At 66.8% G+C, this 22,512-nt stretch carries 27 protein-coding genes and 3 tRNA genes; 8 read left to right on the top strand and 22 right to left on the bottom strand.

Annotated elements, in window-relative coordinates:
* Positions 1–5 precede the first annotated feature (5 nt).
* Positions 6–1,280: a tRNA guanosine(34) transglycosylase Tgt gene (tgt, locus tag A5650_RS18360; RefSeq protein ID WP_067294525.1), complete on the bottom strand. Its 1,275-nt coding sequence runs from the start codon at positions 1,278–1,280 to the stop codon at positions 6–8.
* 17 nt (positions 1,281–1,297) lie between these two features.
* Here tgt and A5650_RS18355 point away from each other — a divergent pair, with 17 nt between their 5' ends.
* Together A5650_RS18355 and A5650_RS18350 are read left to right on the top strand one after the other, a co-directional pair.
* Positions 1,298–1,747 carry a lipoprotein LpqH gene (locus A5650_RS18355; protein WP_067294522.1) on the top strand — a complete coding sequence of 150 codons (450 nt, stop codon included), beginning with the start codon at positions 1,298–1,300 and terminating at the stop codon, positions 1,745–1,747.
* 111 nt (positions 1,748–1,858) lie between these two features.
* Positions 1,859–2,323: a lipoprotein LpqH gene (locus A5650_RS18350; RefSeq protein ID WP_067294519.1), complete on the top strand. Its 465-nt coding sequence runs from the start codon at positions 1,859–1,861 to the stop codon at positions 2,321–2,323.
* Positions 2,324–2,393: 70 nt separating this feature from the next.
* Here A5650_RS18350 and A5650_RS18345 read toward each other — a convergent pair whose 3' ends face one another.
* Entirely contained in the window at positions 2,394–2,732 is a 339-nt protein-coding gene (locus A5650_RS18345; protein WP_067294515.1) for a DUF732 domain-containing protein, read from the bottom strand.
* A 57-nt stretch (positions 2,733–2,789) separates the two neighbouring features.
* Between A5650_RS18345 and A5650_RS18340 the strand changes: the two genes are divergently transcribed.
* Positions 2,790–3,161: a hypothetical protein gene (locus tag A5650_RS18340; RefSeq protein WP_067294512.1), complete on the top strand. Its 372-nt coding sequence runs from the start codon at positions 2,790–2,792 to the stop codon at positions 3,159–3,161.
* A 6-nt stretch (positions 3,162–3,167) separates the two neighbouring features.
* On the opposite strand, the gene proS is transcribed toward A5650_RS18340, so the two are convergent.
* A complete protein-coding gene (gene proS / locus A5650_RS18335) occupies positions 3,168–4,577 on the bottom strand; it encodes a proline--tRNA ligase (protein WP_067294509.1) in 1,410 nt (469 codons plus the stop codon).
* Positions 4,578–4,738: 161 nt separating this feature from the next.
* On the opposite strand from proS, the gene A5650_RS18330 reads away from it, so the two are divergent.
* Complete coding sequence (locus A5650_RS18330; RefSeq protein WP_231992655.1) at positions 4,739–5,140, top strand: ATP-binding protein; 402 nt, start codon at positions 4,739–4,741, stop codon at positions 5,138–5,140.
* On the opposite strand, the gene A5650_RS18325 is transcribed toward A5650_RS18330, so the two are convergent.
* The 6 genes from A5650_RS18325 to A5650_RS18300 all read right to left on the bottom strand — a co-directional run bounded on the left by A5650_RS18325 (position 5,113) and on the right by A5650_RS18300 (position 9,658).
* Positions 5,113–5,553, bottom strand: coding sequence for a response regulator (locus A5650_RS18325; protein ID WP_067294505.1), 441 nt, complete (start codon positions 5,551–5,553; stop codon positions 5,113–5,115). The genes A5650_RS18330 and A5650_RS18325 overlap by 28 nt on opposite strands.
* Complete coding sequence (locus A5650_RS18320) at positions 5,550–7,121, bottom strand: sensor histidine kinase (protein ID WP_067294502.1); 1,572 nt, start codon at positions 7,119–7,121, stop codon at positions 5,550–5,552. The genes A5650_RS18325 and A5650_RS18320 overlap by 4 nt, the downstream gene beginning before the upstream one ends.
* On the bottom strand, positions 7,118–8,329 hold the full coding sequence (locus tag A5650_RS18315) for a PP2C family protein-serine/threonine phosphatase (RefSeq protein WP_197501910.1): 1,212 nt from the start codon (positions 8,327–8,329) through the stop codon (positions 7,118–7,120). Before A5650_RS18315 ends, A5650_RS18320 begins: the two co-directional genes overlap by 4 nt.
* 84 nt (positions 8,330–8,413) lie before the next feature.
* Positions 8,414–8,504, bottom strand: a tRNA-Ser gene (locus tag A5650_RS18310).
* 170 nt (positions 8,505–8,674) lie between these two features.
* The gene (locus tag A5650_RS18305; RefSeq protein ID WP_067294499.1) at positions 8,675–9,127 is read right to left on the bottom strand and encodes a nucleoside deaminase; all 453 of its coding nucleotides are present in this window, start codon (positions 9,125–9,127) and stop codon (positions 8,675–8,677) included.
* 9 nt (positions 9,128–9,136) lie between these two features.
* Positions 9,137–9,658 carry a tRNA adenosine deaminase-associated protein gene (locus A5650_RS18300; RefSeq protein ID WP_067086616.1) on the bottom strand — a complete coding sequence of 174 codons (522 nt, stop codon included), beginning with the start codon at positions 9,656–9,658 and terminating at the stop codon, positions 9,137–9,139.
* 94 nt (positions 9,659–9,752) lie between these two features.
* Between A5650_RS18300 and A5650_RS18295 the strand changes: the two genes are divergently transcribed.
* Positions 9,753–10,712, top strand: a complete 960-nt coding sequence (locus A5650_RS18295) for a prephenate dehydrogenase (RefSeq protein ID WP_231992654.1) — start codon at positions 9,753–9,755, stop codon at positions 10,710–10,712.
* Here A5650_RS18295 and A5650_RS18290 read toward each other — a convergent pair.
* The 5 genes from A5650_RS18290 to A5650_RS18270 are packed head-to-tail and all read right to left on the bottom strand — an operon-like array spanning position 10,675 to position 14,807.
* Positions 10,675–11,265 carry a putative glycolipid-binding domain-containing protein gene (locus A5650_RS18290; RefSeq protein ID WP_067086611.1) on the bottom strand — a complete coding sequence of 197 codons (591 nt, stop codon included), beginning with the start codon at positions 11,263–11,265 and terminating at the stop codon, positions 10,675–10,677. The genes A5650_RS18295 and A5650_RS18290 overlap by 38 nt on opposite strands.
* Positions 11,266–11,267: 2 nt before the next feature.
* Complete coding sequence (locus A5650_RS18285; RefSeq protein ID WP_067294634.1) at positions 11,268–12,083, bottom strand: ABC transporter permease; 816 nt, start codon at positions 12,081–12,083, stop codon at positions 11,268–11,270.
* Complete coding sequence (locus A5650_RS18280) at positions 12,080–12,754, bottom strand: ABC transporter permease (protein WP_067294494.1); 675 nt, start codon at positions 12,752–12,754, stop codon at positions 12,080–12,082. Before A5650_RS18280 ends, A5650_RS18285 begins: the two co-directional genes overlap by 4 nt.
* Positions 12,755–12,757: 3 nt before the next feature.
* Positions 12,758–13,867, bottom strand: coding sequence for an ABC transporter ATP-binding protein (locus A5650_RS18275; RefSeq protein WP_067294490.1), 1,110 nt, complete (start codon positions 13,865–13,867; stop codon positions 12,758–12,760).
* Between the two features lie 49 nt (positions 13,868–13,916).
* Positions 13,917–14,807 carry an ABC transporter substrate-binding protein gene (locus tag A5650_RS18270; RefSeq protein WP_502687082.1) on the bottom strand — a complete coding sequence of 297 codons (891 nt, stop codon included), beginning with the start codon at positions 14,805–14,807 and terminating at the stop codon, positions 13,917–13,919.
* 178 nt (positions 14,808–14,985) lie between these two features.
* On the opposite strand from A5650_RS18270, the gene A5650_RS18265 reads away from it, so the two are divergent.
* The gene (locus A5650_RS18265) at positions 14,986–15,375 is read left to right on the top strand and encodes a LapA family protein (RefSeq protein WP_067294487.1); all 390 of its coding nucleotides are present in this window, start codon (positions 14,986–14,988) and stop codon (positions 15,373–15,375) included.
* Here A5650_RS18265 and A5650_RS18260 read toward each other — a convergent pair.
* Positions 15,372–16,421 (bottom strand): phosphotransferase family protein, encoded by a 1,050-nt coding sequence (locus tag A5650_RS18260; RefSeq protein WP_067294484.1) that lies wholly within the window; start codon positions 16,419–16,421, stop codon positions 15,372–15,374. The genes A5650_RS18265 and A5650_RS18260 overlap by 4 nt on opposite strands.
* A 10-nt stretch (positions 16,422–16,431) precedes the next feature.
* The gene (locus A5650_RS18255; protein ID WP_067294480.1) at positions 16,432–17,034 is read right to left on the bottom strand and encodes a histidine phosphatase family protein; all 603 of its coding nucleotides are present in this window, start codon (positions 17,032–17,034) and stop codon (positions 16,432–16,434) included.
* Between the two features lie 17 nt (positions 17,035–17,051).
* Between A5650_RS18255 and A5650_RS18250 the strand changes: the two genes are divergently transcribed.
* The gene (locus tag A5650_RS18250) at positions 17,052–17,825 is read left to right on the top strand and encodes an SDR family NAD(P)-dependent oxidoreductase (RefSeq protein ID WP_067294628.1); all 774 of its coding nucleotides are present in this window, start codon (positions 17,052–17,054) and stop codon (positions 17,823–17,825) included.
* A 51-nt stretch (positions 17,826–17,876) separates the two neighbouring features.
* Here the strand turns inward: A5650_RS18250 and A5650_RS18245 are convergent, their stop codons facing one another.
* On the bottom strand, positions 17,877–19,754 hold the full coding sequence (locus A5650_RS18245; protein ID WP_067294476.1) for an alkyl/aryl-sulfatase: 1,878 nt from the start codon (positions 19,752–19,754) through the stop codon (positions 17,877–17,879).
* Between the two features lie 51 nt (positions 19,755–19,805).
* On the opposite strand from A5650_RS18245, the gene A5650_RS18240 reads away from it, so the two are divergent.
* Positions 19,806–20,354, top strand: coding sequence for a cupin domain-containing protein (locus A5650_RS18240; protein WP_067294473.1), 549 nt, complete (start codon positions 19,806–19,808; stop codon positions 20,352–20,354).
* On the opposite strand, the gene A5650_RS18235 is transcribed toward A5650_RS18240, so the two are convergent.
* From A5650_RS18235 to A5650_RS18215, 5 genes are all read right to left on the bottom strand, one after another.
* Positions 20,355–21,188 (bottom strand): SDR family oxidoreductase, encoded by an 834-nt coding sequence (locus tag A5650_RS18235; RefSeq protein WP_082950820.1) that lies wholly within the window; start codon positions 21,186–21,188, stop codon positions 20,355–20,357. It abuts the gene before it with no gap.
* A gap of 72 nt (positions 21,189–21,260) precedes the next feature.
* Complete coding sequence (locus tag A5650_RS18230) at positions 21,261–21,674, bottom strand: MmcQ/YjbR family DNA-binding protein (protein ID WP_067294467.1); 414 nt, start codon at positions 21,672–21,674, stop codon at positions 21,261–21,263.
* Entirely contained in the window at positions 21,667–22,170 is a 504-nt protein-coding gene (locus tag A5650_RS18225; protein ID WP_067294464.1) for a metallophosphoesterase family protein, read from the bottom strand. Before A5650_RS18225 ends, A5650_RS18230 begins: the two co-directional genes overlap by 8 nt.
* Before the next feature lie 119 nt (positions 22,171–22,289).
* A tRNA-Arg gene (locus A5650_RS18220) sits at positions 22,290–22,362 on the bottom strand.
* A 46-nt stretch (positions 22,363–22,408) separates the two neighbouring features.
* Positions 22,409–22,500 (bottom strand) — tRNA-Ser (locus A5650_RS18215).
* Positions 22,501–22,512 lie beyond the last annotated feature (12 nt).

The raw sequence follows: 22,512 nt of genomic DNA, 5'->3' as shown, positions 1-22,512 counted from the left end.
GCGGATTAGGTACTGGTTGCGTAGTAGCGGCCCAGCACGTCCGCGCGCAGCTCGTCGAATTCACCCGCGTCGATGGCGGCCCGGATCTGGTCGACGAGCCGTACCACGAACCGCTCGTTGTGGATGGTGCACAGCGTCGCCGACAGGATCTCCTTGGCCTTGAACAGGTGATGCAGATACGCCCGGGTGTAGTGGGCGCACGTGTAGCAGTCGCAGTCGGCGTCGATCGGCGTGAAATCGCGGCGGAACCGCGCATTGGTGATGTTGAAGCGGCCGGTCGTGGAGTACACCGCCGCATTGCGCGCGACCCGCGACGGCGATACGCAGTCGAACGTGTCGGCCCCGGCGGCGATCGCGTCGAACAGGTCGTCGGGCTCGCTGATGCCCAACAGATGCCGCGGCTTGTCGGCCGGCAATTCGTCACACACCCATCCGACGATGGTGGCCAGGTTCTGCTTCTCCAGGGCACCGCCGATGCCGTAGCCGTCGAACTCCAGACCCTCCGCGGGACCGGCGCCTTCGCCGATCGCCACCAGACCGCGGGCGGCTTGCCGCCGCAGGTCCTCGTATTGCGCACCCTGCACGATCCCGAACAGCGCCTGCTCCGGCTTGTCCGGCCGGGTGGTCTGCAGCCGTCGGTGTTCGGCCAAACACCGCACGGCCCAGTCGTGCGTGCGCTGGACCGACCGCTCCTGGTACCCGCGGGTGTTCACCAGCGTGGTCAGCTCGTCGAACGCGAAGATGATGTCGGCGCCAAGCCGGTGCTGGATGCCGATCGACACTTCCGGGGTGAACCGGTGCACGGAGCCGTCCAGGTGCGACCGGAACGTGACGCCGTCGTCGTCGACGTTGGCCAGCCGCTCCTTGCCTTCGGCGATGATGTCGTCGGCCTGGACGCGCTCGGTGTCCATCGCGAGCACTTTGCGAAACCCCGCACCCAGGGACAGCACCTGAAATCCGCCGCTGTCTGTGAACGTCGGGCCCGGCCAGTTCATGAACGCGGACAGGCCGCCGGCCTCGTCCACGATGTCCGGGCCGGGCTGCAGATACAGGTGATAGGCGTTGGCCAGAATGGCTTGTGCGCCAAGCTCTCTCATCGTCTCGGGCAGCACCGCTTTGACGGTCGCCTGGGTGCCGACGGGAATGAACGCCGGGGTGTGGATCTCACCGTGCGGGGTGCGGATCACGCCGGTGCGGCCGGCCCGGCCGGGGAGTTCGGCGGTGACGCTGAAAAACGGAGCCGACGACTCTTTCGGAGCGGGAGATTTCGGCACGGCCACGTCGTAGATTCTGCACTGTGAAAAATCGGTGGGTCCCGACGTGCTGCGTCGCCGCGATCGCGGCGGGGTTGGCCGGTTGTTCGAGCCCGCCGGAGTACACGCCGCCGAAGGGTGAGCTGGTCGCGGGCACGGCCCAGGTGACGGTCAACGGTCGCGACGCGGGCACCACCGACGCGGTGCAGTGCAACACCACGGGTTACCTGACCACGATCACCACCGGTGACCAGACCTCGGGCGTCACGGCGATGGTCTCGAACAAGGAGGAGTTGGCCGTCGAGTCGGTCGGAATCAACAACGTCGGCGGCTTCACCGGCAGCTACACCGCGGGCGTCGGCGACACGGCCGAGGCCGCAGACATCTCCATGACGGGCCGGACCTACGACATCTCGGGCGCCGCCGACGGCTTCGACACCGACAATCCCAGCTTCCGCGCGTCCGGCACGTTCGCCATTCGCGTGTCCTGTTGAGCGGATCCCGGCCCACGTCAATTCCGCGAAATCGCGGATGCCGAGTTTGGCGCGAACCATACTGCTTCTGATGATCCGATCTTGACGGGTCACTACACAAAGGAGAACAGGGTGAAGCGTGGTTTCCTGGTCGCCATCGGCGGCGCGGCGATCGTCATCGCCGGTCTATCCGGCTGTTCCTCGGGCGACAAGAAGTCCGAAACGTCGGGTGAGACATCGACGGCCGCATCGGCGGAGGGTAAGACCACCGTCACGATCGACGGCAAAGATCAGGCTGTCCAGGGCACCGTCGTGTGCAGCGATATGGGCGGAAACACGAACATCGCGATCGGCGACGCGACCACGGGCATCGGCGCCGTCGTCAGCTCCGGTGACGAACCGACCGTGCAGTCCGTCGGCCTGGGCAACGTCAACGGCGTGACGCTGGGCTACCAGAGCGGCGCCGGCCAGGGCGAAGCCAAGGCCGAGAAGGACGGTAAGACCTACAAGATCTCCGGCACCGCGACGGGCGTCGACATGGCCAACCCGCTGCAGCCGGTCAACAAGCCATTCGAGATCGAAGTCACCTGCCCGTAGTCAGGTCACGAGCCTGAGAGAAGGCGGCGTCCCGACAGGGGCGCCGCCGTTTTTCTCCCCGCTCGACCTTCTATCCGGTGTAGCCGGCCGCCGACTGCCGCAGCTGCCAGATCTGCGCCGGGCACAACTCGTTGACCGCCTGATTGATCAGGTACATGCCCTGGTACTTGTCGGCGGTGTGGAAGTCGGCGGTAACCTGGTTGACCAGCTCGCCGTAGCTCATCTTGCCCGCCACCCGGTCGCAGATCGTCCTGCCGTAGCCGATCGCGGCGTCGGCGTTCGGGAAGTTGTAGCCCGGCCGCACGTGCACGTTGACCAGATACGCGACCACGTCGGCGTTGGCAGCGGGAGCGGAGATCGTCACGGCCGCACCCGCCGCTGCGGCCAGAGCAACCAGAACCGGCTTCATGGGTTAAGAGCCTATTCCGTGCCCGCCGTCGATGCGGGGCACTTAGGCTAGCCACCTATGAGGCTCATGGCTGCCGCTACGCTCGCGACCGGGTTTGTCGCCGCACCCCTGATGACCGCCGCGAATGCGCCGGCGTCGCCCGGCTACTGCGACGGCGCCGACTGTGTTCCCTACGTCGACCGCACCGCGGTGGAGGGCACGCACTGCGTGCAGAACACCCGCTACAACTTCGGGATCGACGCGTCGGGCAACACGCTGGCATGCAACTCGCGCAGCACCTGGATCTCGTCGCCCCCGCTGATCGGCATCCGCACCAACCGACTGCCGTGCGGGGATGCGACCGGGGTGGCCCAGTCGCCCGACGGGGTTCCGCTGAGCTGCAGGGGCGGCGCGTGGACTCCCGACTACCAGGTGATCTTCTACGGCTGACGTTGGTCAGTAGGCACGCGCGACGTAGGCCAAGGCGTCGGCGTCGTCATCGGTGTCCGGCAGCGTGCCGTCGCTGCGTTGCAGACATCGCACGGTGAGCCCCGCCGCGGCGAGCTCTTCTTCCCCCGATACGCCGACCTTGTCCCACCGCAGCCGTGCGACGCCCGTCTGCGCGGCCTCGCGCACCTCGTCGATCGTCGCGCAGTCTGTGATTGCCGCGTCGCGGCGCTCGGTTGCCGCGGCGAGCATGTCGGCCTGGATGCTCCCGACGAGTTCGGACACGCGCTCGGCGACGCGGTCGACGCTGACCGCGGTCTTCTCGCGGGTGTCGCGGCGGTAGAGCGTCGCCGCGTTCTTGTCGAGGTCTCGGGGGCCGAACTCGATGCGGATCGGCACACCCTGCAAGTCCCAGTCAGTGGCGCGCCAACCGAACGCGGCCTCGACGTTGTCGTCCAACCGCACCCGCACGCCGCGGGCGCGGAGCTCGTCGACCAGTGTCGCGGCGGCCCGGACGACGCCACCATCGCCGTTGTCCTTGACCACCACCACGACGGCCTGCACCGGGGCAAGCGTGGGCGGCACGACGAGCCCGAAATCGTCACCGTGGCACATGATCAGCCCGCCCAGCATCCGGGTCGAGGCGCCCCACGACGTGGTCCAGCAGAGCTCGGAGGAGCCCGCGGCACTGGAGTAGGTGATGTCGAAGGCCCGGGCGAACCGTTGACCGAGTTCGTGCGACGTGGCCATCTGCAGCGCCTTGCCGTCGCGCATGACGCCCTCGCACGTCATCGTGTTGGCGGCGCCGGCGAACCGTTCCTTGGCGGTCTTGCGCCCGACGATCACCGGCACCGCCATCGCCTCGCGCAGGAACCGCTCGTAGACGTCGTGCAGGATCAGGCGGGCGTAGTCGCGTGCCTCGATTTCGCCGCCGTGTGCAGTGTGGCCTTCTTGCCACAGAAACTCCGTGGTGCGCAAGAAGATTCGGGGCCGCATCTCCCAGCGCACCACGTTGGCCCACTGATTGAGGAGCAGCGGTAGGTCGCGGTAGCTGTCGATCCATTTGGCCATGTACTCGCCGATGACGGCTTCACTGGTCGGCCGGATGGCCAGCGGCTCGGACAGTTGCTTGCCGCCGCCGTGAGTGACGACGGCGAGTTCGGGGCTGAATCCCTCGACGTGCTCGGCCTCGCGCTCGAAGAAAGTGATCGGGATCAGCAGCGGGAAGTACGCATTCTGCGCGCCCGCCGCCTTGATCCTCGCATCCAGGTCGGCCTGCATCCGCTCCCAGATCGCGTAGCCGGTCGGCCGGATCACCATGGTGCCGCGAGCGGGTCCGTTCTCCGCGAGCTTCGCCTTGTTCAGCACATCCTGGTACCAGCGGGGAAAGTCCTCGTGCTGCGGCGTCAGCACCGGCATGTCTTACCTCTCATCGTTTGTCGGTTGTGATCTGCGCCTCGCTACGGTTTTGAGACCAGAGCGTATGCGCGACGAACGTGATGAATCGGGGCAAGCGGGGTACAACCACGGGCGTGGTAATCGATGTGCGTCTGCGGCCGGCAGACCCTCTGAGGATCGAAGTGCCGGCCACCGCGGATCGACTGGCACAGATTCGTCGACAGCTTCTCGGGTGGATGGAACCGATCGGCGTGCCCGACGCCGTGGGCGCCGATATTGTCCTCGCGGTCAATGAAGCCGCCACCAACTGCGTCGAACACGCCTATCTGAACTCCGCCGACGGCGTGGTGGTGGTCGAAGCGAACGTCGAGGACGGCCGGATCGTGGTGCGCGTTTCCGATCGTGGCGAATGGCGGGCGCCGAGCATGGAACCGACGACTCGCGGCCGCGGTCTGCCGATCATTCGCGCCCTGGGCAACGACGTAGAGGTGATGCGGTCGTCGGCGGGCACCACCGTGCGCATGGACTTCGACGTGGCCGACGCCGACCGCGGCGGTCAAGAGTTGGGTAGCCGCACCACCTGAACGAAGAACTCGTCGATCTGGCGGACGGCGTTCATGAACTGATCGAGATCGACGGGCTTGGTGACGTACGCGTTGGCGTGCAGCTTGTAGCTGCGCAGAATGTCCTCTTCGGCCGACGATGTCGTGAGCACGACCACCGGAATATGGCTGAGTTCGGCGTCGGATTTGATCTGTTCGAGCAACTGCCTGCCGTCGTATTTGGGCAGGTTGAGGTCCAGGAGAATCAGGTCCGGCTTCGGTGCATCGGCGTACTTGCCCCGGCGGTATAGGAAGTCCAGTCCCTCCTCGCCGTCGTGCGCGACGTGCAGAGTGTTCTTGATCTTGTTGTGCTCGAACGCTTCTCGGGTGATCAGTTCGTCACCCGGGTCGTCCTCGACGAGCAGTACGTCGATCGCCCGGCCGTCCAATGTCATGCGGTGGATCCTTCCATTTCGGCCTCGACAGGGTCGTCGACGACGCTGGGGATGGTGAAGCGGAATCGAGTGCCCTCGGTGTGGCCGGTGTCGATCCAGATGTTACCGCCGTGGTGTTCGACGATTTTCTTGCACAGTGCCAGGCCGATTCCCGTCCCGGTGTAGATGTCGCGGCCGTGCAGCCGCTGAAAGATCACGAAGACCTTTTCCGCAAACTCCTCGGGGATGCCGATCCCGTTGTCGGTCACGGTGAAAAGCCACGCGCCTTCGCGCGTGCCCTCGCCGACCGTGCAGTCGATGACGATCCGCGGCGCGACGTCGGGTTTGCGGAATTTCACCGCGTTGCCGATCAGGTTCTGCCACAGCATGGTCAGCAGGGTCGGGTCTCCCTTGACGGTGGGCAGCGGCGCCCCAGTGCGGACTACTTCGGCACCGGACTCCTCGATCGCGGTGGCCAGGTTCTCGGCCGCGTCAGCCAGCACGGCCTCGAGGTCGACGTCGGCTTCGGTCGAGCCGAGCCTGCCGACGCGGGAGAAGGTGAGCAGGTCGTTGATCAGCACCTGCATCCGCTTGGCGCCGTCGACGGCGAATCGGATGTACTCGACGCCACGCTCATCGAGCTTGTCGCCGTAGCGCTTTTCGATCAGCTGGCAGAACGACGCCACCTTGCGCAGCGGCTCCTGCAGGTCGTGCGACGCGACGTAGGCGAACTGCTCGAGTTCGGCGTTGGAGCGTTGCAGTTCCAGCGCCTGCTCGCCGAGCTGCTCTCTTGCCGAACGCGACGCCTCGAGCTCGTCGACTATGCGCTGGCGCATGTCCTCCACGTCCGCAGCGATGGCTTGGATGTCGCGTGGCCCCTTCACCGAGATCTTCTCGTCGAAGCTGCCCTCGGTGATCCTGCGGCACGATGCGGCGAGCTTCTCCAGCGGTCGGGTGACCGCCTTGCGCACGAGCAGTGCCAGCACAGCACCCGCGACGAAGAACGCCACCAGGATCGAGATCAGCAGGGTGTCGCGCCACCTCTGTACCGCGGCGAGTTCGTCGACCGCGTCCTGGCGGGCCTGGGCCAGGTCGCGGTTCTGATCGTCGAACAGCACGCGTAGAGCGTCGAATTCGTTCTTGCCGCGTTCGGCCGTCTCGGCGTCCAGCACCTTCGGCGTGCCGGGCGTGACCGAGGCGATCAGCGGGTCCGCGTAGCTGGTCCGCCAGGTGGTCGCGGAGCGTTCGATCGCGTCGAGGTCGTTGATGAGGTCCTGCCGGTGACCGACACCGTCGCGGATCTGCGTGACCGCGTCGCTCTCAACCCGCTGGCCGTCGAAGTAGGGGTCGAGGAATTGGGGATCGGCGGCGATCGCATATCCGCGCACGGCCGTCTCCTGGTCGCGCAACGCGGCTTGCAACTGGTAGGCCGCGACGCGCGCGGGCTGGATGCCGAGGTTCAACTCGCGCGAGACCTCGTCGGTGCGGTTCAACAGCAGCGCACCGACGACCGCACCGCCGATGACGACGACTCCCATCAAGGACAGCACCAGGTTCTGCCACCCTTGGACGGTGAGGCGAGCCCTCATCCGGTGGTCGTCCGCTCCACCCGCACCACCGCGATGTCGTCGCTGATGCCGCCCACCGACTGGGCACGGCGCTCGACATCGTCGATCAGCGCACGGACGAACTCGCGACCCGGCAAGTGCGCATAGCCCTTGGCCACTTCAAGCAGGCCGGCCTCGCCCAGGCGTTCGGTTCCGTGACCGGATCTGCCCTCGAAAAGTCCGTCCGTGAGAAGCACCAGTCCGTGTCCGGGCGGCAGATCGAATCTGTTCAGCGGCCATTCGTGCCCGCACAGCCCGAGGGCCGGCCCGCCGCTGGGTTCTATCCACTCCACGGTGTTGTTCCCGTGCAGCAACATCCCGGGATGTCCGGCCGAGACGACGTCGTAACCGAGTCCCTTTGGGGACATGGCGACGCTGATAACTGTCGCGAAGATGCTCCTACCGGGGCGTTCTGTGCTCAGAATCCGCTCCAGTTGCGTCATCCGGCTGTTCCCCCGCAGCCCGGCGAACGTCAGAGCACGCCAGCCGATCCGCAGCGCCACGCCGAGAGCGGCCTCGTCTGGACCATGCCCCGCCACGTCGCCGACCATGACGTGCACGGTGCCGTCTTGGGTCTGGATGAAGTCGTAGAAGTCGCCGCCGAGCAGCGTGTGCTGACGGCTGGGGCGATACTCCGCGACAATGTCGACCGTCGGCGGATCGAGCAGCAGCGGCGACGGCAGCAGACCGCGCTCCAGGCGAGCGTTCTCCATGGCCCGCATTTCGCTGGCGTGCAGTTCGACAGCGGTCAACTCGGCGCGTTTGCGCTCCACTGCATAGAGCAGTGCGCGACGTAGCGTCTCCGGTTCGACGCGCCCCTTGACGAGGTAGTCCTGCGCGCCCGCGGCGACCGCGGAGATGCCGAAGTGCTCGTCGTTGAGGCCGGTCAGCACGACGATCGGCATCGTGATGTCGCGCTTGGCTACGCGGTCAAGGGCTTTGATGCCGTCGGCGTCGGGCAGGTTCAGGTCGAGCAGCACGCAGTCGGGCCGGAAGACCTCGAGCTGATGTTCGGCGTCCTCCATGTTGGGCGCCCACACGACCTTGATATTGGAGTCGGCGTCGGCGATCAGTTCCTCGACCAGGATGGCGTCACCGCGGTCATCCTCGATGAGCAGCACCGAAAACGGGCGCAGCGCAGCGCCACCGCCGGCCGAGGCCGAGGGGTCTTGGTCATGAAGCGCGCGCATATGCCAATTCTCTCGGGTTGGTCACCGCGGTCGCCTCGACCTCTGCTTCAGTGACAGATCCTGACAATAGTGCCTGAATCATTGTGGCGGTGGCGGAGGGATTTGAACCCTCGGACGGGGGTTACCCGTCACACGCTTTCGAGGCGTGCTCCTTAGGCCGCTCGGACACGCCACCGTGTGGCAGCTTACCGGGCGGGCACCGGTCTACTCCAATCGCTGTCGGGAGCGGTCGTTCTGTTCGCGAGAGCTACAGCGTGGTCGTGAACCCCGGGCCGAGCGCGACCCTGGTGTACGTCTCGCGAGGCACACGCGACCCGGGTATACGTCTCGCGAGGCACATCAGCGTCATCGCTGTCGGGCGAAGAACGCCTCCAGCGGCGCCGCGCACTCATCGGCCAGCACACCCCCACGCACCTGTGGCCGGTGCGTCAACCGCCGGTCGCGTACCACATCCCACAGCGACCCGACGGCTCCCGTCTTGGGTTCCCACGCGCCGAACACCACCCGCGCCACCCGCGCCATCACCAGCGCGCCCGCGCACATCGTGCAGGGCTCGACCGTGACCGCCAGCGTGGCGCCCTCCAGCCGCCAACCGTCGCCGAGTGCGGCCGCCGCGGCCCGAATCGCGAGGATCTCTGCGTGCGCGGTGGGATCGCCGAGAGTTTCGCGCGCATTGGCCGCCCGGGCGAGTTCGGTGCCGGCGGCCGAAACGACGACGGCGCCGATCGGTACGTCCTGGGGACCCGCAGCCGTCGCGGCCTCGAGGGCGGCGCGGATCAGCGCCTCATCGTCGGGAATCGTCGGGAATCACCGGCCCATGCGGTCGAGCACATCCGACAACTCGTCGGCGAACCCCATCTCACGTGCGATCCGGCCCAGCTGTTCGTCGGCGTAGAGGTCGGATTCGTCGAGGATGACGCCGAGCACGGCCTCGGGCAGCCCGACGTCGGAGAGCAGGCCCAGATCGCCCTCCTCGAACGGTTCGGCCTCCTCGAGTTCCTCGGGCTCGATGTCGGCGTCGAGCATCTCCAGCGCTTCCGCGGCGATGTCGTAATCCAGCGCGGCGGTGGCATCCGAGAGGAACAACCGCGCGCCGGAGGGGGCCGGACGCACGATCACGAAGAACTCGTCGTCGACGTCGAGCAGCCCGAACACGGCTCCCGCGCTACGGATTTCGCGCAGTTCCCGCTCGGCGGCGGTGAGGCTGGTCAGGGCCGCCCTGCGCATCGGCGCGCATCGCCACTTGCCGTCTTCGCGGACGACGGCGACGCCGAAGCCGTCGGGGGTGTCCGTGGACTGCTCCCGCGCCGGCGCACGCTGTGCTCCCATGTCGGCCTACGGTAGTCGCCGTCCATGCCCTTGACCAGGAATCGACACCGAGCCTGACGTCGGCCGATGGCCTCCGATGTGCCAACCTTGGTGGGTGACCAACACACCGGTTTGCGTGCTCGGCCTGGGGCTGATCGGCGGTTCGGTGGTGCGCGCGGCCGCGGCGGCGGGACGCGAGGTGTTCGGTTACAACCGGTCCCTGGAGGGCGTCCAGGCCGCGACCGCCGACGGGTTCGACGCCTCCGAAGATCTCGACGCGGTGCTGGAGCGGGCGGCGGGCAAGGACGCGCTGATCGTCCTGGCGGTACCGGTGCCCGCGCTGGGCCAGTTGCTCGGCCACATCCGCGAGGCGGCCCCGAACTGCCCGTTGACCGATGTCACGAGCGTGAAATCCGCTGTGCTGCAGGAGGTACGGTCCTACGGCTTGCTGGAGCGATTCGTCGGCGGCCATCCGATGGCGGGCACAGCGCACTCGGGGTGGACGGCGGGCGACGCCCAGTTGTTCGTGGGCGCGCCGTGGGTGATCAGCGTCGACGAACACGTCGACCCGCAGGTCTGGAGTCTGGTCATGGACCTGGCGCTGGACTGCGGCGCGGTCGTCGTCCCCGCTCGCTCGGACGAACACGATGCGGCCGCCGCGACGATCTCACATCTGCCCCACCTGCTGGCCGAGGCGCTGGCCGCCACCGCCGGCGAGGTGCCGCTGGCGTTCGCGCTGGCGGCCGGGTCGTTTCGCGACGGAACCCGGGTGGCCGCCACCGCGCCCGACCTGGTGCGGGCGATGTGCGAGGCCAACGCCGACGAACTGCTGCCGGTGCTCGACCACACGCTCGAACTGCTCAATCAGGCACGCGACGCACTGGCCGCGCACAGACCGCTGACCGACCTCGTCGATACCGGGCACGCCGCCCGGACCCGCTACGACAACTTCGGTAGGCCGGAGATCGTGACGGTCGTGATCGGCGAGGATCGGTGGCGCGAGGAACTGGCCGCCGCCGGACGCGCGGGCGGGGTGATCAGATCCGCTCTGCCAGTCCTGGGTAGTCGAGGATGAACCCGTCCGAGTCGACGGTGATCGTGGTGTCGGCGACGGGCGAGTGCAGTTTGATGCCATCCTCGGCGCTGCTGTAACTGATGACCGCCGTCTCGACCGACAGTTCGGGAAGCCGGACGTAGATCACCGGGCAGCTGATCGAATCGGTCCGCTGATACAGCCCGCTGCGCCGGATCGGCAGCGCGTTGAAGAAGGGGCTGAAGATCACGTCGACGTCGAGCGCACCGTCGTAGGCGGCGCGGCGCGACTCCCCGGTGTGCTGCTGAACCAGCCACATGTTCTCTTCGTCGCGGGCGATCGACAGCTGGCGCTCGCGCTCGGCGAGCGTGACGGTCATGGAGAGCCGTTTGGTGCCGCCCGTTTCGTCGGTCACCAAGTCATAGTCGGCGGAGAACGCCGGATGAGACGGCGTAGCTGCGGCCACGATCCGGCCGTACGCCTTGATGCGGTTGCCCGACACATGCACCCGGACCGATTCCATCCGCGGGACGTCGTGCGCCCGCCAGGTCAGAATCGCCGGCCATGACTTTTCGGAGCCGCCTGCTTCACTCACCCCTATACCGTATGCGAAGGGTCCCCTCGTTCGTAACGTGCATGGTCGGTGGTTTTTCGGTCGCGCTGTGATGTTGCGCGGGGGCGGGATTCGAGAACGACTTCGTCACCGAGGAACGGCTGCGGCATGCGCCGTCCCCGAATACTCAGCCGTCCGGTTCCCGGCACCGAGAGCCACACCGCCAACGCCAGTGCCGCATCGAGGAGCAACGCCAGCGCGGTCACCATCAACGCACCGACCAACGCCAGATGGAACTGCCGCACCTTGATGCCGTCGATCAGATAGCGTCCGAGCCCGCCGAGGCTGGCGTACGCGGCGACCGTCGCCGTCGCGACGATCTGCAGCGTGGCGGTGCGCAGACCGCCGAGAATCAACGGCAACGCGATCGGCGTCTCGACGCGCAGCAGAATGCGCCGTTCGGTCATTCCCATCGAGCGCGCGGCGTCGACGACGGAGCGATCCACGTTGGCGATGCCCGCATAGGCGCCCGCCAGTATGGGCGGAATGCCCAGCAGCATCAGCGCGACGGTCGGCGGCACCAGCCCCAGTCCCCACAGCAGCACGCCGAGAAGCAGCACACCGAGCGTCGGCAGCGCGCGCAACGCGTTCACGCCCGTGACGACGAGGAATGTTCCGCGCCCGGTGTGGCCGATGAGCATCCCGATCGGAATCGCGATGATCGCCGAGAAGAACAGCGCCACCACGGTGTATTCGAGATGCTCCAGGGTGCGCGCGAGCAGCCCGGCGGGGCCGCCCCAGTTGGCGGCGGTGAAGAGGTAAGCCAGCGCCTCCCGCAGAAAATCCGTCGGCCCCGTCATGACACCGCCCTCGCCCGGCCCCATGTCCGAGGCCCGTGTGCCGCATGCGTCCAGGGGGTGAGCGCCCTACCCAGGAGCATGATGAGCGTGTCGATGACGATCGCCAGCACGAAGATCGCGATGATGCCGGCGACGATCTGATCGCTCTTGTTGGCCTGGTAGCCCTCGGTGAACCAGGTGCCCAGCCCGCCGATGCCGATCACCGAACCGACCGACACCATCGAGATGTTCGTGACGGCCACCACGCGCAGGCTGGCGATCAGCACCGGAACGGCAAGGGGTAGTTCGACTTTCACCATTCGCGTCAGCGGCCGGTAACCGACCGCGGTCGCGGCGTCGAGGACCGTGGGCGACACCGCGTCCAGCGCCTCCGGCACCGCACGCACCAGCAGCGCGACGGTGTAGAGCGTCAGTGCCACGATCACATTCGCCTCGTCGAGGATGCGGGTCGGGATGATCAGGGGCAGCACCACGAACAGCGCCAACGACGGGATCGTGAAGACGATGCTGGCGGTGACCGTGGTCAGCCGTCGAAGCGTGGTGGTGCGCTGGATCACCGCGCCTAGCGGCACGGCGATGATCAGCCCGAGCGCGATCGGGATCAGCGACAGCCGCAGGTGGATCACCGTCAACGCCCACAGGTCGTCGAGGTGGTTGAGCAGATACCGCATCCGCTAGCCCAACTCCGGAACGCGACGCTGCTTTTCGAGTTCTGCCAGGACGTCGTCGGCCCTGACCCCGCCGATCAGCCGCCCGTCGTCGTCGACCGCAACCCCCAGCCCGCTCGGCGAGGACAGCGCCGCGTCGAGCGCGTTGCGCAGCGTGCCGTCCGGGCGGAACAGTGATCCTCCGCCGATCGTGCTGTCGTAGAGGGATTTTCCGCTACGGTGCAGGGCGACACCGTCGGCGTTGATCCACGCGTACGGTTTCCTGTCGTCCCTGGTGACCAGCCGCCAGTCATCCGGTCCCAAATCCAATGTTTCCAGCTCGGTTTCGTCGACGTGGCCGACATCGTGCAGGGGCAGGCCCGACGCGTGGAAGAACTGCAGGCCGCGGTAGCCGCGGTCGGCGCCGACGAATGCCGCCACCTCCTCGTTGGCCGGATTGGACAGCACGAACGCGGGGTCGCCGTACTGCTGCAGCACGCCGCCGCGTCCGAACACCGCCACTCGGTCGCCGAGCTTGACCGCCTCGTCGATGTCGTGGGTGACGAAGACAATGGTCTTGCGTAATTCGCTTTGCAGACGGGCGATCTCGGCCTGCAGTTCCTCTCGCACGACGGGGTCGACGGCGCTGAACGGCTCGTCCATCAGCATGATCGGCGGGTCGCCGGCCAGCGCCCGGGCCACCCCGACCCGCTGCTGCTGGCCGCCCGACAACTGCGCCGGGTAGCGATCGGCGAGCTTGACGTCGAGCCCGACGCGTGCCATCACCTCGAGCGCGGATCGCCTTGCGCTGCGCCGTGATTCGCCCCGCAACACGGGGACGGTGGCAACGTTGTCGACCACCCGCAGGTGCGGCATGAGTCCCGCGCTTTGGATCACATATCCGATGCCGAGCCGCAGTTTGACCGGATCGACCTTGGTGACGTCGCGGCCGTCGACGGTCAGGGTGCCCGAGCTGGGCTCGATCATCCGGTTGATCATCCGCATGGAGGTGGTCTTGCCGCAGCCTGACGGGCCGACGAACACCGTCAGCGTTCCCTCGGGCACCTCGAGCGTCAGGTCGTCGACTGCGACCGTGCCGTCCGGATAGCGTTTGGTGACGTTGGAGAACTCGATCATGATTGTCCGTCCCCTGCCCTTCGGGCGTGGGCCCTCTTCGCGCGAGCGCTCATCGCGTCTGCACCGGCCTGTCGAATCCGTTGTCCGCGATCCACTTCTGCGCCGCTTCGTCGGGATCGACGCCCCGGTTGCCCTCGACCGAGGTGTTGAGCTCGATCAAGGCCTCGGTGGTCAGCTTCGCACTGACTGCGTCGAGCACCGATTTGAGATCGGTGGACATCTTCTGCGACGCCACCAGCGGCACCACGTTGGCGGCGAGGAACACGTTCGCGGGGTCCTCGAGCACGACGAGCCTGCTCTGCTCGATCGCCGGTGAGGTGCTGAAGATGTTCGCGGCGGTGACCGCCCCGCTGTTGAGCGCCTGGACGGTCGCTGGGCCGCCACCGTCGCTGATCGCGACAAAGTTCGCCGGTGCGATGTCGAGGCCGTAGCGATCCTCGAGCCCCACCAAACCGGTCACGCGGGTCTGAAACTCCGAAGGCGCACCGACTTTCACCTCCGGCGAATGCTTGGCCAGATCCGCAATGGTCTTGAGATTCCACCGCTGCGCGGTCGCCTCGGTCACCGCGAGGGTGTCCTTGTCCTCGGCCGGGGACGGATACAGGATCGACAGGTCCCCGGGTAACACCTTGAACAGTTCGAGCAGGACGGCGTCGGGGGTGGTGGCGGTGGCGTTCTCGTCGAAATACTGCAGCAGATTGCCCGTGTACTCCGGGATCAGATCGATGGAGTGGTCCTGCACCGCCGGGATGTAGGTCTCGCGGCTGCCGATCCCGAACTGGCGGCGCACGGTGAAACCGTTGGCCTCCAGCGCCTGGGCGTAGATCTCGGCGATGATCTTCGACTCGGTGAAATCCGCCGATCCGACCGCGATCGTCTTGAGGTCACCGGAGATCTCGCCGCCACCCAGCGGGTTCGAGCTCCCACAGGCCGAGCTCATCAGGAACGCGAGAACCGCCACCACCACGACGAGCGGCCGGCGCCGGCGCCGCGGCATCGAGCTCATAAACCCGACAGTATCGGCATCGCCGCAGCTACGCGCGGTTTGTTCGGTCATCGAATCGACGCTCCGCGTCAAACGCCGTTTGCCGGGCATCCGAAAGGGCAAAGATGGAGCCATGAGTACCGATCCGTACGGGGCGTCAGCGCAGAACGAGCCGGAACCCTACGGTCCACCCAACCCCGGGCCGCCGGTTCCGCCGACGGACGATGAGATCGCCGACCACACAGCGCCGTCGGTCAACAAGGTCCACTTCACCCGGGCCGCCGCGCTGTGGACCGCGGTCATCAGCGGCCTGCTCATCCTGATCGTCCTGCTGATCTTCATCGCGCAGAACACCGAGTCGGCGCAGTTCGCGTTCCTGGGTTGGCGCTGGCAGCTGCCTTTGGGGGTGGCGATCCTGCTCGCCGCGGTGTGCGGCGGTCTGATCGCCGCACTGGCGGGCATGGCGCGCATGGTCCAACTGCGCCGTGCGGCGAAGAAGAACTACAAAGCCGCGCTGCGCTAGCGGATCGACTCGAGCCCGGCGTCGATCAACGGTGCGACAGCGTCGTCGACCAGGGTGACGAAGTCCGACGGCGCGCCGCCCACCCGTCCGCGGTAGGCGATGCCCGCCGCGATGATCGCCAGCTTGAAGTACGCCAGGCCCATGTAGAACTCCCAGTGGTCCAGCGGTTGACCGGAGGCTACCGAATACCGTTGTGCGAGTTCGTCTGCCGGAGGGATCAGCGGTGACGCCCACGCTGCGTCGGCGTGCACCAGGTTGAACATCGGGTGGCGGTACACACACATCAGCGCTGCGTCGCTGATCGGGTCGCCCAGGGTGGACATTTCCCAGTCCAGAACCGCCAGCACCTTGGTTCCGTCATCGGCGTCGAGCATCGTGTTGTCGATGCGGTAGTCGCCGTGCACGATCGCGCTGCGGCTCTGCGCCGGGATCGCCTCCCCCAGCGCGGTGTGCAGCCGCTTGACGTCGTCGTCGCGTTCGTCCCCTTCACGGCGCACCAACTCCCACTGTCCGCCCCAGCGCTTCACCTGCCGTTCGAGGTATCCGGTGGGCTTGCCGAAGTCGCCGAGGCCGACCTCTTCGGGATCGAGGGCGTGCAGATCGGCGAGCACCTTGATCAACGCATCGACGCAGGCCTCGATGGCGGTCTTGTCGCCGAGGGCCTCGAGTTCGGCCGCGTGACGGATCACCCGACCAGGCACGTAGTCGACCATCTGAAACGGCGCGCCGAGCACCGAGTCGTCGTTGCGCATGGTCACCGCGCGCGGCACCGGCACGGCGGTGTCCTGCAGAGCGGAAATGACCTTGTACTCGCGGGCCATATCGTGCGCCGATGGCGTCAGGCCATGTAGCGGGGGCCTGCGCAGCACCCACTTCGACTGGTCGTCGCACACCAGGAAGGTCAGGTTGGAGCGGCCGCCGGAGATCAGCTCGGCGCGCAGGTCACCGGAACGGGCGATGCCCTCCGAACGCAGATGACGGTCCAGGGCATCGAGATCGAGCCCTTCCAGCCGGGCGGGCTCGGGGGGGCGTGTCTCAGCGGTCATCTGCAAATGTCTACCACTGCTGATTTCTCGGCAGCAGGTCCCATACGTGCTCGGTGGAGTTGATGCCGGCGACGAAAAACGCCCCGCGCGTCGACGACCACAGCAGCCGGGTGATGCCCGCGTAGTCGACCTGCACGCACAACAGCCGTTCGGTGCCCATGACGTGGTGGACCAGGGCGTTGATGACGCCGCCGTGGCTGAACAGCGCGACGGTGTCCTCCCGTTTGGCGGAGGAGACGATGTCGTCGACCCCGGCCCTGACCCGGGAGATGAACTCGGACTGGTCGACGCCGCTGGGCAACTCGCCGTTGGCCAGCCGGCGCATGTCCTCCTCGGAGATCTCCTCGACGGGGGTGTAGTGCGAGAGGTCGCGGTCGTATTCGGCCATTCGGTCATCGATGTCGATCGGCAGCCCGAGCGCCTCGGCAACAGGCTCCGCGGTTTGGATCGCCCGCTTCTGCGGGCTGCTGACTAGTCGTGAGATGGGGAAGCGCGCCAGCGCTTCGGGTAGGCGTTTGGCCTGTTCGATGCCCTCTTCTGAGAGGTCGGGATCGGAGCCCTGCCCCGGCTCGCTGCGGAGCGGCAACGCATGTCGAATGATGAGCAACTGCACCGTGCCACCATATGGCCATGGGTTCCGAGAAGGATTTTGCAGCCGATCTCTTCGATCTGACCGACCGGGTCGTGCTGGTCACCGGCGGTAGCCGCGGATTGGGCAAGGAGATGGCCATGGCCGCCGCGCGGTGCGGTGCGGACGTCGTGATCGCCAGCCGAAAATACGACTCGTGCGTGGCGACGGCCGAGGAGATCGCCGCGGCGACCGGCCGGGCCGCGTTGCCCTACCAGGTGCACGTCGGGCGGTGGGATGAGCTCGACGGGTTGGTCGACGCGGCGTATGCGCGGTTCGGCAAGGTCGATGTGCTCGTCAACAACGCGGGAATGTCGCCGCTGTACGAGTCGCTCCCCTCGGTCACCGAGAAGTTGTTCGACTCGGTGATCAATCTGAACCTCAAGGGCCCGTTCCGGTTGTCTGCGCTCGTGGGCGAGCGCATGGTCGCCGACGGTGGCGGGTCCATCATCAACGTGAGCTCGAGCGGTTCGCGCCGCCCGCGCCCCGAGCAACTACCTTATTCGGCCGCCAAGGCGGGGCTCAACGCGCTGACCGAGGGGCTCGCGTTGGCCTACGGCCCGACCGTGCGGGTGAACACGCTGATGCCTGGCCCGTTTCTCACCGACATCAGCAAGGCGTGGGACATCCCCGCGACGCAGAAGGGTGCGCAGCACTTCGCGCTGCAGCGGCTCGGCGAACCACCCGAGATCGTCGGCGCCGCCCTGTATTTGATGTCGGACGCGTCGAGCTACACATCGGGCTCGATTCTGCGCGTCGACGGCGGCATCCCGTAGCGATTTCGGTGCGCTACAAGTCGGTGAGCGACTGCTAGTGCACCGAAATCACTAGGGCGTGACGATGTTGAACGCCGGATCCGGGCGGTCCAGCGCGGCGATCAGCGACTGCAGCGCACCGGTGTCGCCCGAGATGTCCAGGCCGGGTGAACTGTCGTCGCCCGCGGCGAGCGCGAGCAGCCGCATCTTGGAGTCGACCTTGACGGTCGCCTGAGCCGACGCTTGATCCGCGGCGACCTTACGGTGCACCAGCACACCGTTGCGCAGCGTCAGCCGGTAATTGGTCGCGGTGTCGCCGAAAGTGACGTCGATGGCGACGTCCAGATCCCATGCCCGCGGACCGTTCACAGTGATGGCCAGCGCGTCGAAGATCTGTTCGGGGATCAGCTGCGCGACCATCGACGCCGACGTGGTCTGGGTGGGTGTGCCGAAGTTGCCCTCGCGCAGTTCGGTCGCACCGGAGAGAAAGAAGTTGCGCCACACGGCGTTCTCGGCGCCGTAGGCGAGTTGCTCGAGGGTGTCGGCGTACAGTTCACGCGCCTCGGCGTGCTGCTCATCGGTGAAGACGGCGTGGTCGAGAAGTGTTGCCGCCCAGCGATAGTCACCCTCGTCGAAGGCTTCATGGGCGATCTCGACCACACGGTCCAGTCCGCCCATCGCCGCGACGTAGCGGGGCCCTGCGGCTTGCGGGGGGTGCGCCCACAGCCGTCCCGGATTACCGTCGAACCAGCCCATGTAGCGCTGATAGACCGCCTTCACGTTGTGGCTCACCGAACCGTAGTAGCCGTGCGCGTGCCACGCTTTTTGCAACGCGGGAGGAAGCGTGAAGTCCTCGGCGATCTCGATACCGGTGAAGCCCTGGTTCAGTTGACGCAACGTCTGGTCGTGTAGATAGGCATACAGATCCCGTTGCAGCGACAGGTATTCCACGATGCGGTCGCGACCCCAAGTCGGCCAGTGATGGGACGCGAACACCACGTCGGCGCGGTCGGTGAACGCGTCGATCGCCTCGGTCAGGTAGCCGGCCCATCCGTGCGGGTCACGCACCAGCGCCCCGCGCAGGGTCAGCAGGTTGTGCAGGTTGTGGGTGGCGTTCTCGGCCATGCACAACGCGCGGTACTTCGGGAAGTAGAAGTGCATCTCGGCGGGCGCCTCGGTCCCGGGTGCCATTTGGAACTCGATCTCGACACCGTCGACGGTGTGGGTCTCGCCGGTCTCGCGGATGTCGACGGTGGGAACGATCAGCGCGACTTCGCCCGTCGACGTCACCTGCCCGAGCCCGCACCCGACCTGCCCCTGCGGCCCGCGGGCCAGCAACGCGCCGTACATGTAGCTCGCGCGGCGGCCCATGGCGGTGCCCGCATAGACGTTCTCCTGCACGGCATGTTCGGTGAAGTGCTCGGGCGCGATGATCGCGACACGGCCCGCGTCGACGTCGGCCTGTGAGGTGACGCCGAGGACGCCACCGAAATGGTCGACGTGGCTGTGGGTATAGATGACAGCGCTCACGGACCGCTCGCCCCGGTGTTCGCGGTACAGCGCCAGCGCCGCCGCCGCGGTTTCGGTGGAGATCAGCGGGTCGATGACGATCACGCCGGTGTCGCCCTCGACGAAGGTGATGTTGGACAGGTCGAATCCGCGCACCTGGTAGATGCCCTCGACCACTTCGTAGAGGCCCTGTTTCGCGCACAGGCCGCTCTGACGCCAGAGGCTGGGGTGCACCGACTCCGGGGCATCGCCGTCGAGAAACGCGTATGTGTCGTTGTCCCAGACCACTCGTCCGTCGGCGGCCTTGATCACACACGGCTCGAGCGCCGCGATGAAACCGCGGTCGGCATCGGTGAAGTCCGCGGTGTCGTCGAACGGTAACGCCGTGAGGTGCTCCCGGTGTGCGGACTCGATAACGGCCGCGGGAGGTTTCTGTCGCATGGCGTCACGATATTCATCCCCGGGCCGGCGCGGGGCTGGTTCACTGAGCCCATGCATGTACGCCGAGTGGTGACCGGTCACGACCCGTCAGGTAAGTCCGTGTTCGTCAGCGACGACGAGGTCGCGCCGATCGAGACGATGCTGATGCCCGGCTTCGAGAACCATCTGCTGTGGGGCGGCGACGAGCCCTGCCGCTTTCCCGGCAATGGTTCGATGCCGCAGTGGCACAACTATTTTCCGCCCGTCGGCGGTTTTCGGTTCGCAATGCTGACACTGCCGCCGTCGCACGGTGCCCAGGCTCCGGAGGCCCTCGACATCGACGAGGCGATGCTGGAGATGGAGGAGAAGCTGCCGGGGATGCTCGGCTACATGGACTACACCGACCCGGGCATGCACACGACGGACACGGTCGACTTCGAGGTGGTGCTCGAGGGCACGGTCGTGCTCGAACTCGACGACGACGCCGAAGTGACCCTGCATCCGGGCGACACCGTCGTGCAGAACGGCACCCGGCACCGGTGGAAGAACCCGGGCGATACGCCAGCCCGGATGGCGGTGTTCATCTGCGGGGCAGAGCACGCCAACGTGCCGGCCAGATAGTCAGGAGCTTCGCGCGCGACCCTCGTACTCGCGGCGCGCCTCGGTCCCGGCGGCGTCGGCGAATATCCGGTCCGCCTTGAGCGCACGGGTGACCGCCTCGTTCACTCGCAATGGAAGTCGTTTTGTGACGGCCATCATCGCACCGGCTTGCCGGGTAACCGTGAGGCGTGGCCTCGGTTTTGCGATGAGCCGGATGATTCCGGCGGCGATGTCTTCCGGTTCGGCGTTGCGCATCCCCGGCATGCTGGCCACCCCGTCGATCATCGCCGTGTTCGTCAAGGTGGGCAGGACCGCGGATGCGGTGACGCCGGTGCCCCGCAGTTCCAGGCGCACCGTGTCGGTGTAACCGACCACCGCGTGCTTCGTCGCGCAGTAGGTGGCGATTCCGGGCACGGCGTTGATCCCGGCGAGCGAAGCGATGTTGATGATGTGGCCACTGCCTCGCTTGACCATTCGTTCAGCCGCCAGCTTCGTACCGAGGATGACCCCGAAGACGTTGATGCCCAGCGTGCGGTGGGTGACCTCGTCGGGCTCGTCGGCGAACGGCCCCGTCGGGCACACGCCCGCATTGTTGATCAGGACATCCACCGGCCCTATTTCTCGTTCGACATCGTCGAGGAATGCCGTGAACGACTGCCGATCGGTGACGTCCAGGCGGGCGTAGAAGCCGACATCGAGGTCGACGCCCGCCTGCTTGACCGCTACGTCGTCGACGTCACCGATGGCCACCTTCGCACCGCTTCGGTGCAGCACTCTTGCCGTCGCGTAACCGATTCCGCGTGCACCGCCGGTGATGGCGATGACTTTGTCCTTGACCACGGTGCCTCGCGCCATGTCCGCGCCTCCCATCGTGAGGCGCAGACTATCGCCGCGTACACACTGGCGAAGCGATACGCGTGATCTCGGCTAGCCCTGGTGTTCGGCCAGCCACCGGTCGGCCCGGCGCTTGGAAGCGCGGGAGAGCCACGCGTCCTGGATGAGTTCGGTCAGCTCGACCTTGCCGATCTCACGTAATCGGCTGGCGCGCACCAGGACCGAAGGATGACCTTCGAAACGGTCGGTGGTGAAGAACGGTGAACCGGGATCTTGGATCAGCGCCAGCTTGTCCATCTCCGATTCCACCCAGATCATGATCACATCGGCGTAGCGTTCGCCGGTCTCCGGATCCTCGGCGTCGGGCTGAGGCGTGCGGAAGAACACGAACGACTTGCCTCCGACCTGGTAGATCGCGTTGCCCTTGGGACCCTCGATGCGCGTGACGTGCGGCATGGCCGCGGCGATCTCGTGCACGTCGGCCACCCGCGCCGGCCGGTCACGCATGGCGGTCCACGGGGTGCAGGATGACGTCGGACAACGTGCCCTTGCGCACCGTGGCGGTCATGTACGTGCAGTGTGGTTGGCGACGCCGGTCGGTCGGAGAGCCCGGATTCAGCAGTCGCAGGCCGGTTTTCGCGGTGGTGTCCCAGGGGATGTGGCTGTGGCCGAACACCAGCACATCGGTGTCGGGGTAGGCACTGGCCATGCGGGCCTCACGGCCGGTCGCCGCGCCGGTCTCGTGCACGACGGTGAACCGCAGCCCGTCGAGCGTCACGTCGGCCCGTTCGGGCAGCCGGCGCCGCAACTCGGCACCGTCGTTGTTACCCCAGCAACCGACCAGTCGCCTGGCGCGGGCCTCCAGCGCGTCCAGCAGCGACGGGTCCACCCAGTCGCCTGCGTGCACGACGACGTCGGCTTTCGTCACTTCGTCCCACACCCGCGAGGGCAGGTCCTTGGCGCGCTTGGGGACGTGAGTATCGGCGATCAACAACAGCCGCACTGTTCCCAATCTAGTGGGCGGCGCAATCGGCGCGCCCGGAGGCCGCGCCGAACGCACGGTTGTGTCCACATATCGCGGATGGCAGCGCGAACAAGCGCGCGCTCGGAGGGATGAAGAAGCGCGCCCGAAGGGATTCGAACCCCTAACCTTCTGATCCGTAGTCAGATGCTCTATCCGTTGAGCTACGGGCGCATGGTCGATCTTCAGTGTTCAATTGTCCGGCTGACGTTGTCAGCCGTGGCGGAGGCGAGAGGATTTGAACCTCCGGTCGCCTTTGAGGGCGACAACTCATTAGCAGTGAGCCCCATTCGGCCGCTCTGGCACGCCTCCTGACGATTACCG

Source organism: Mycobacterium sp. 1164985.4, from assembly GCF_001668575.1.
GTDB lineage: Bacteria > Actinomycetota > Actinomycetes > Mycobacteriales > Mycobacteriaceae > Mycobacterium.
This window is presented reverse-complemented; position numbering and strand designations above follow the sequence as displayed.

Excerpts from the sequence above, each read along its gene's own strand:
- A5650_RS18260 (WP_067294484.1), bottom strand. The coding sequence starts at position 16,421 with ATGACCGCTGAGACACGCCCCCCCGAGCCCGCCCGGCTGGAAGGGCTC.
- A5650_RS18285 (WP_067294634.1), bottom strand. The coding sequence starts at position 12,083 with ATGACGGGGCCGACGGATTTTCTGCGGGAGGCGCTGGCTTACCTCTTC.
- A5650_RS18320 (WP_067294502.1), bottom strand. The coding sequence starts at position 7,121 with ATGAGGGCTCGCCTCACCGTCCAAGGGTGGCAGAACCTGGTGCTGTCC.
- A5650_RS18250 (WP_067294628.1), top strand. The coding sequence starts at position 17,052 with ATGGGTTCCGAGAAGGATTTTGCAGCCGATCTCTTCGATCTGACCGAC.
- A5650_RS18270 (WP_502687082.1), bottom strand. The coding sequence starts at position 14,807 with ATGAGCTCGGCCTGTGGGAGCTCGAACCCGCTGGGTGGCGGCGAGATC.
- A5650_RS18315 (WP_197501910.1), bottom strand. The coding sequence starts at position 8,329 with ATGCGCGCGCTTCATGACCAAGACCCCTCGGCCTCGGCCGGCGGTGGC.
- A5650_RS18345 (WP_067294515.1), bottom strand. The coding sequence starts at position 2,732 with ATGAAGCCGGTTCTGGTTGCTCTGGCCGCAGCGGCGGGTGCGGCCGTG.
- A5650_RS18235 (WP_082950820.1), bottom strand. The coding sequence starts at position 21,188 with ATGGCGCGAGGCACCGTGGTCAAGGACAAAGTCATCGCCATCACCGGC.
- A5650_RS18280 (WP_067294494.1), bottom strand. The coding sequence starts at position 12,754 with ATGCGGTATCTGCTCAACCACCTCGACGACCTGTGGGCGTTGACGGTG.
- A5650_RS18230 (WP_067294467.1), bottom strand. The coding sequence starts at position 21,674 with ATGCGTGACCGGCCGGCGCGGGTGGCCGACGTGCACGAGATCGCCGCG.
- A5650_RS18340 (WP_067294512.1), top strand. The coding sequence starts at position 2,790 with ATGAGGCTCATGGCTGCCGCTACGCTCGCGACCGGGTTTGTCGCCGCA.
- A5650_RS18240 (WP_067294473.1), top strand. The coding sequence starts at position 19,806 with ATGCATGTACGCCGAGTGGTGACCGGTCACGACCCGTCAGGTAAGTCC.
- A5650_RS18300 (WP_067086616.1), bottom strand. The coding sequence starts at position 9,658 with ATGGGAGCACAGCGTGCGCCGGCGCGGGAGCAGTCCACGGACACCCCC.
- A5650_RS18325 (WP_067294505.1), bottom strand. The coding sequence starts at position 5,553 with ATGACATTGGACGGCCGGGCGATCGACGTACTGCTCGTCGAGGACGAC.
- A5650_RS18275 (WP_067294490.1), bottom strand. The coding sequence starts at position 13,867 with ATGATCGAGTTCTCCAACGTCACCAAACGCTATCCGGACGGCACGGTC.
- A5650_RS18245 (WP_067294476.1), bottom strand. The coding sequence starts at position 19,754 with ATGCGACAGAAACCTCCCGCGGCCGTTATCGAGTCCGCACACCGGGAG.
- A5650_RS18265 (WP_067294487.1), top strand. The coding sequence starts at position 14,986 with ATGAGTACCGATCCGTACGGGGCGTCAGCGCAGAACGAGCCGGAACCC.
- proS (WP_067294509.1), bottom strand. The coding sequence starts at position 4,577 with ATGCCGGTGCTGACGCCGCAGCACGAGGACTTTCCCCGCTGGTACCAG.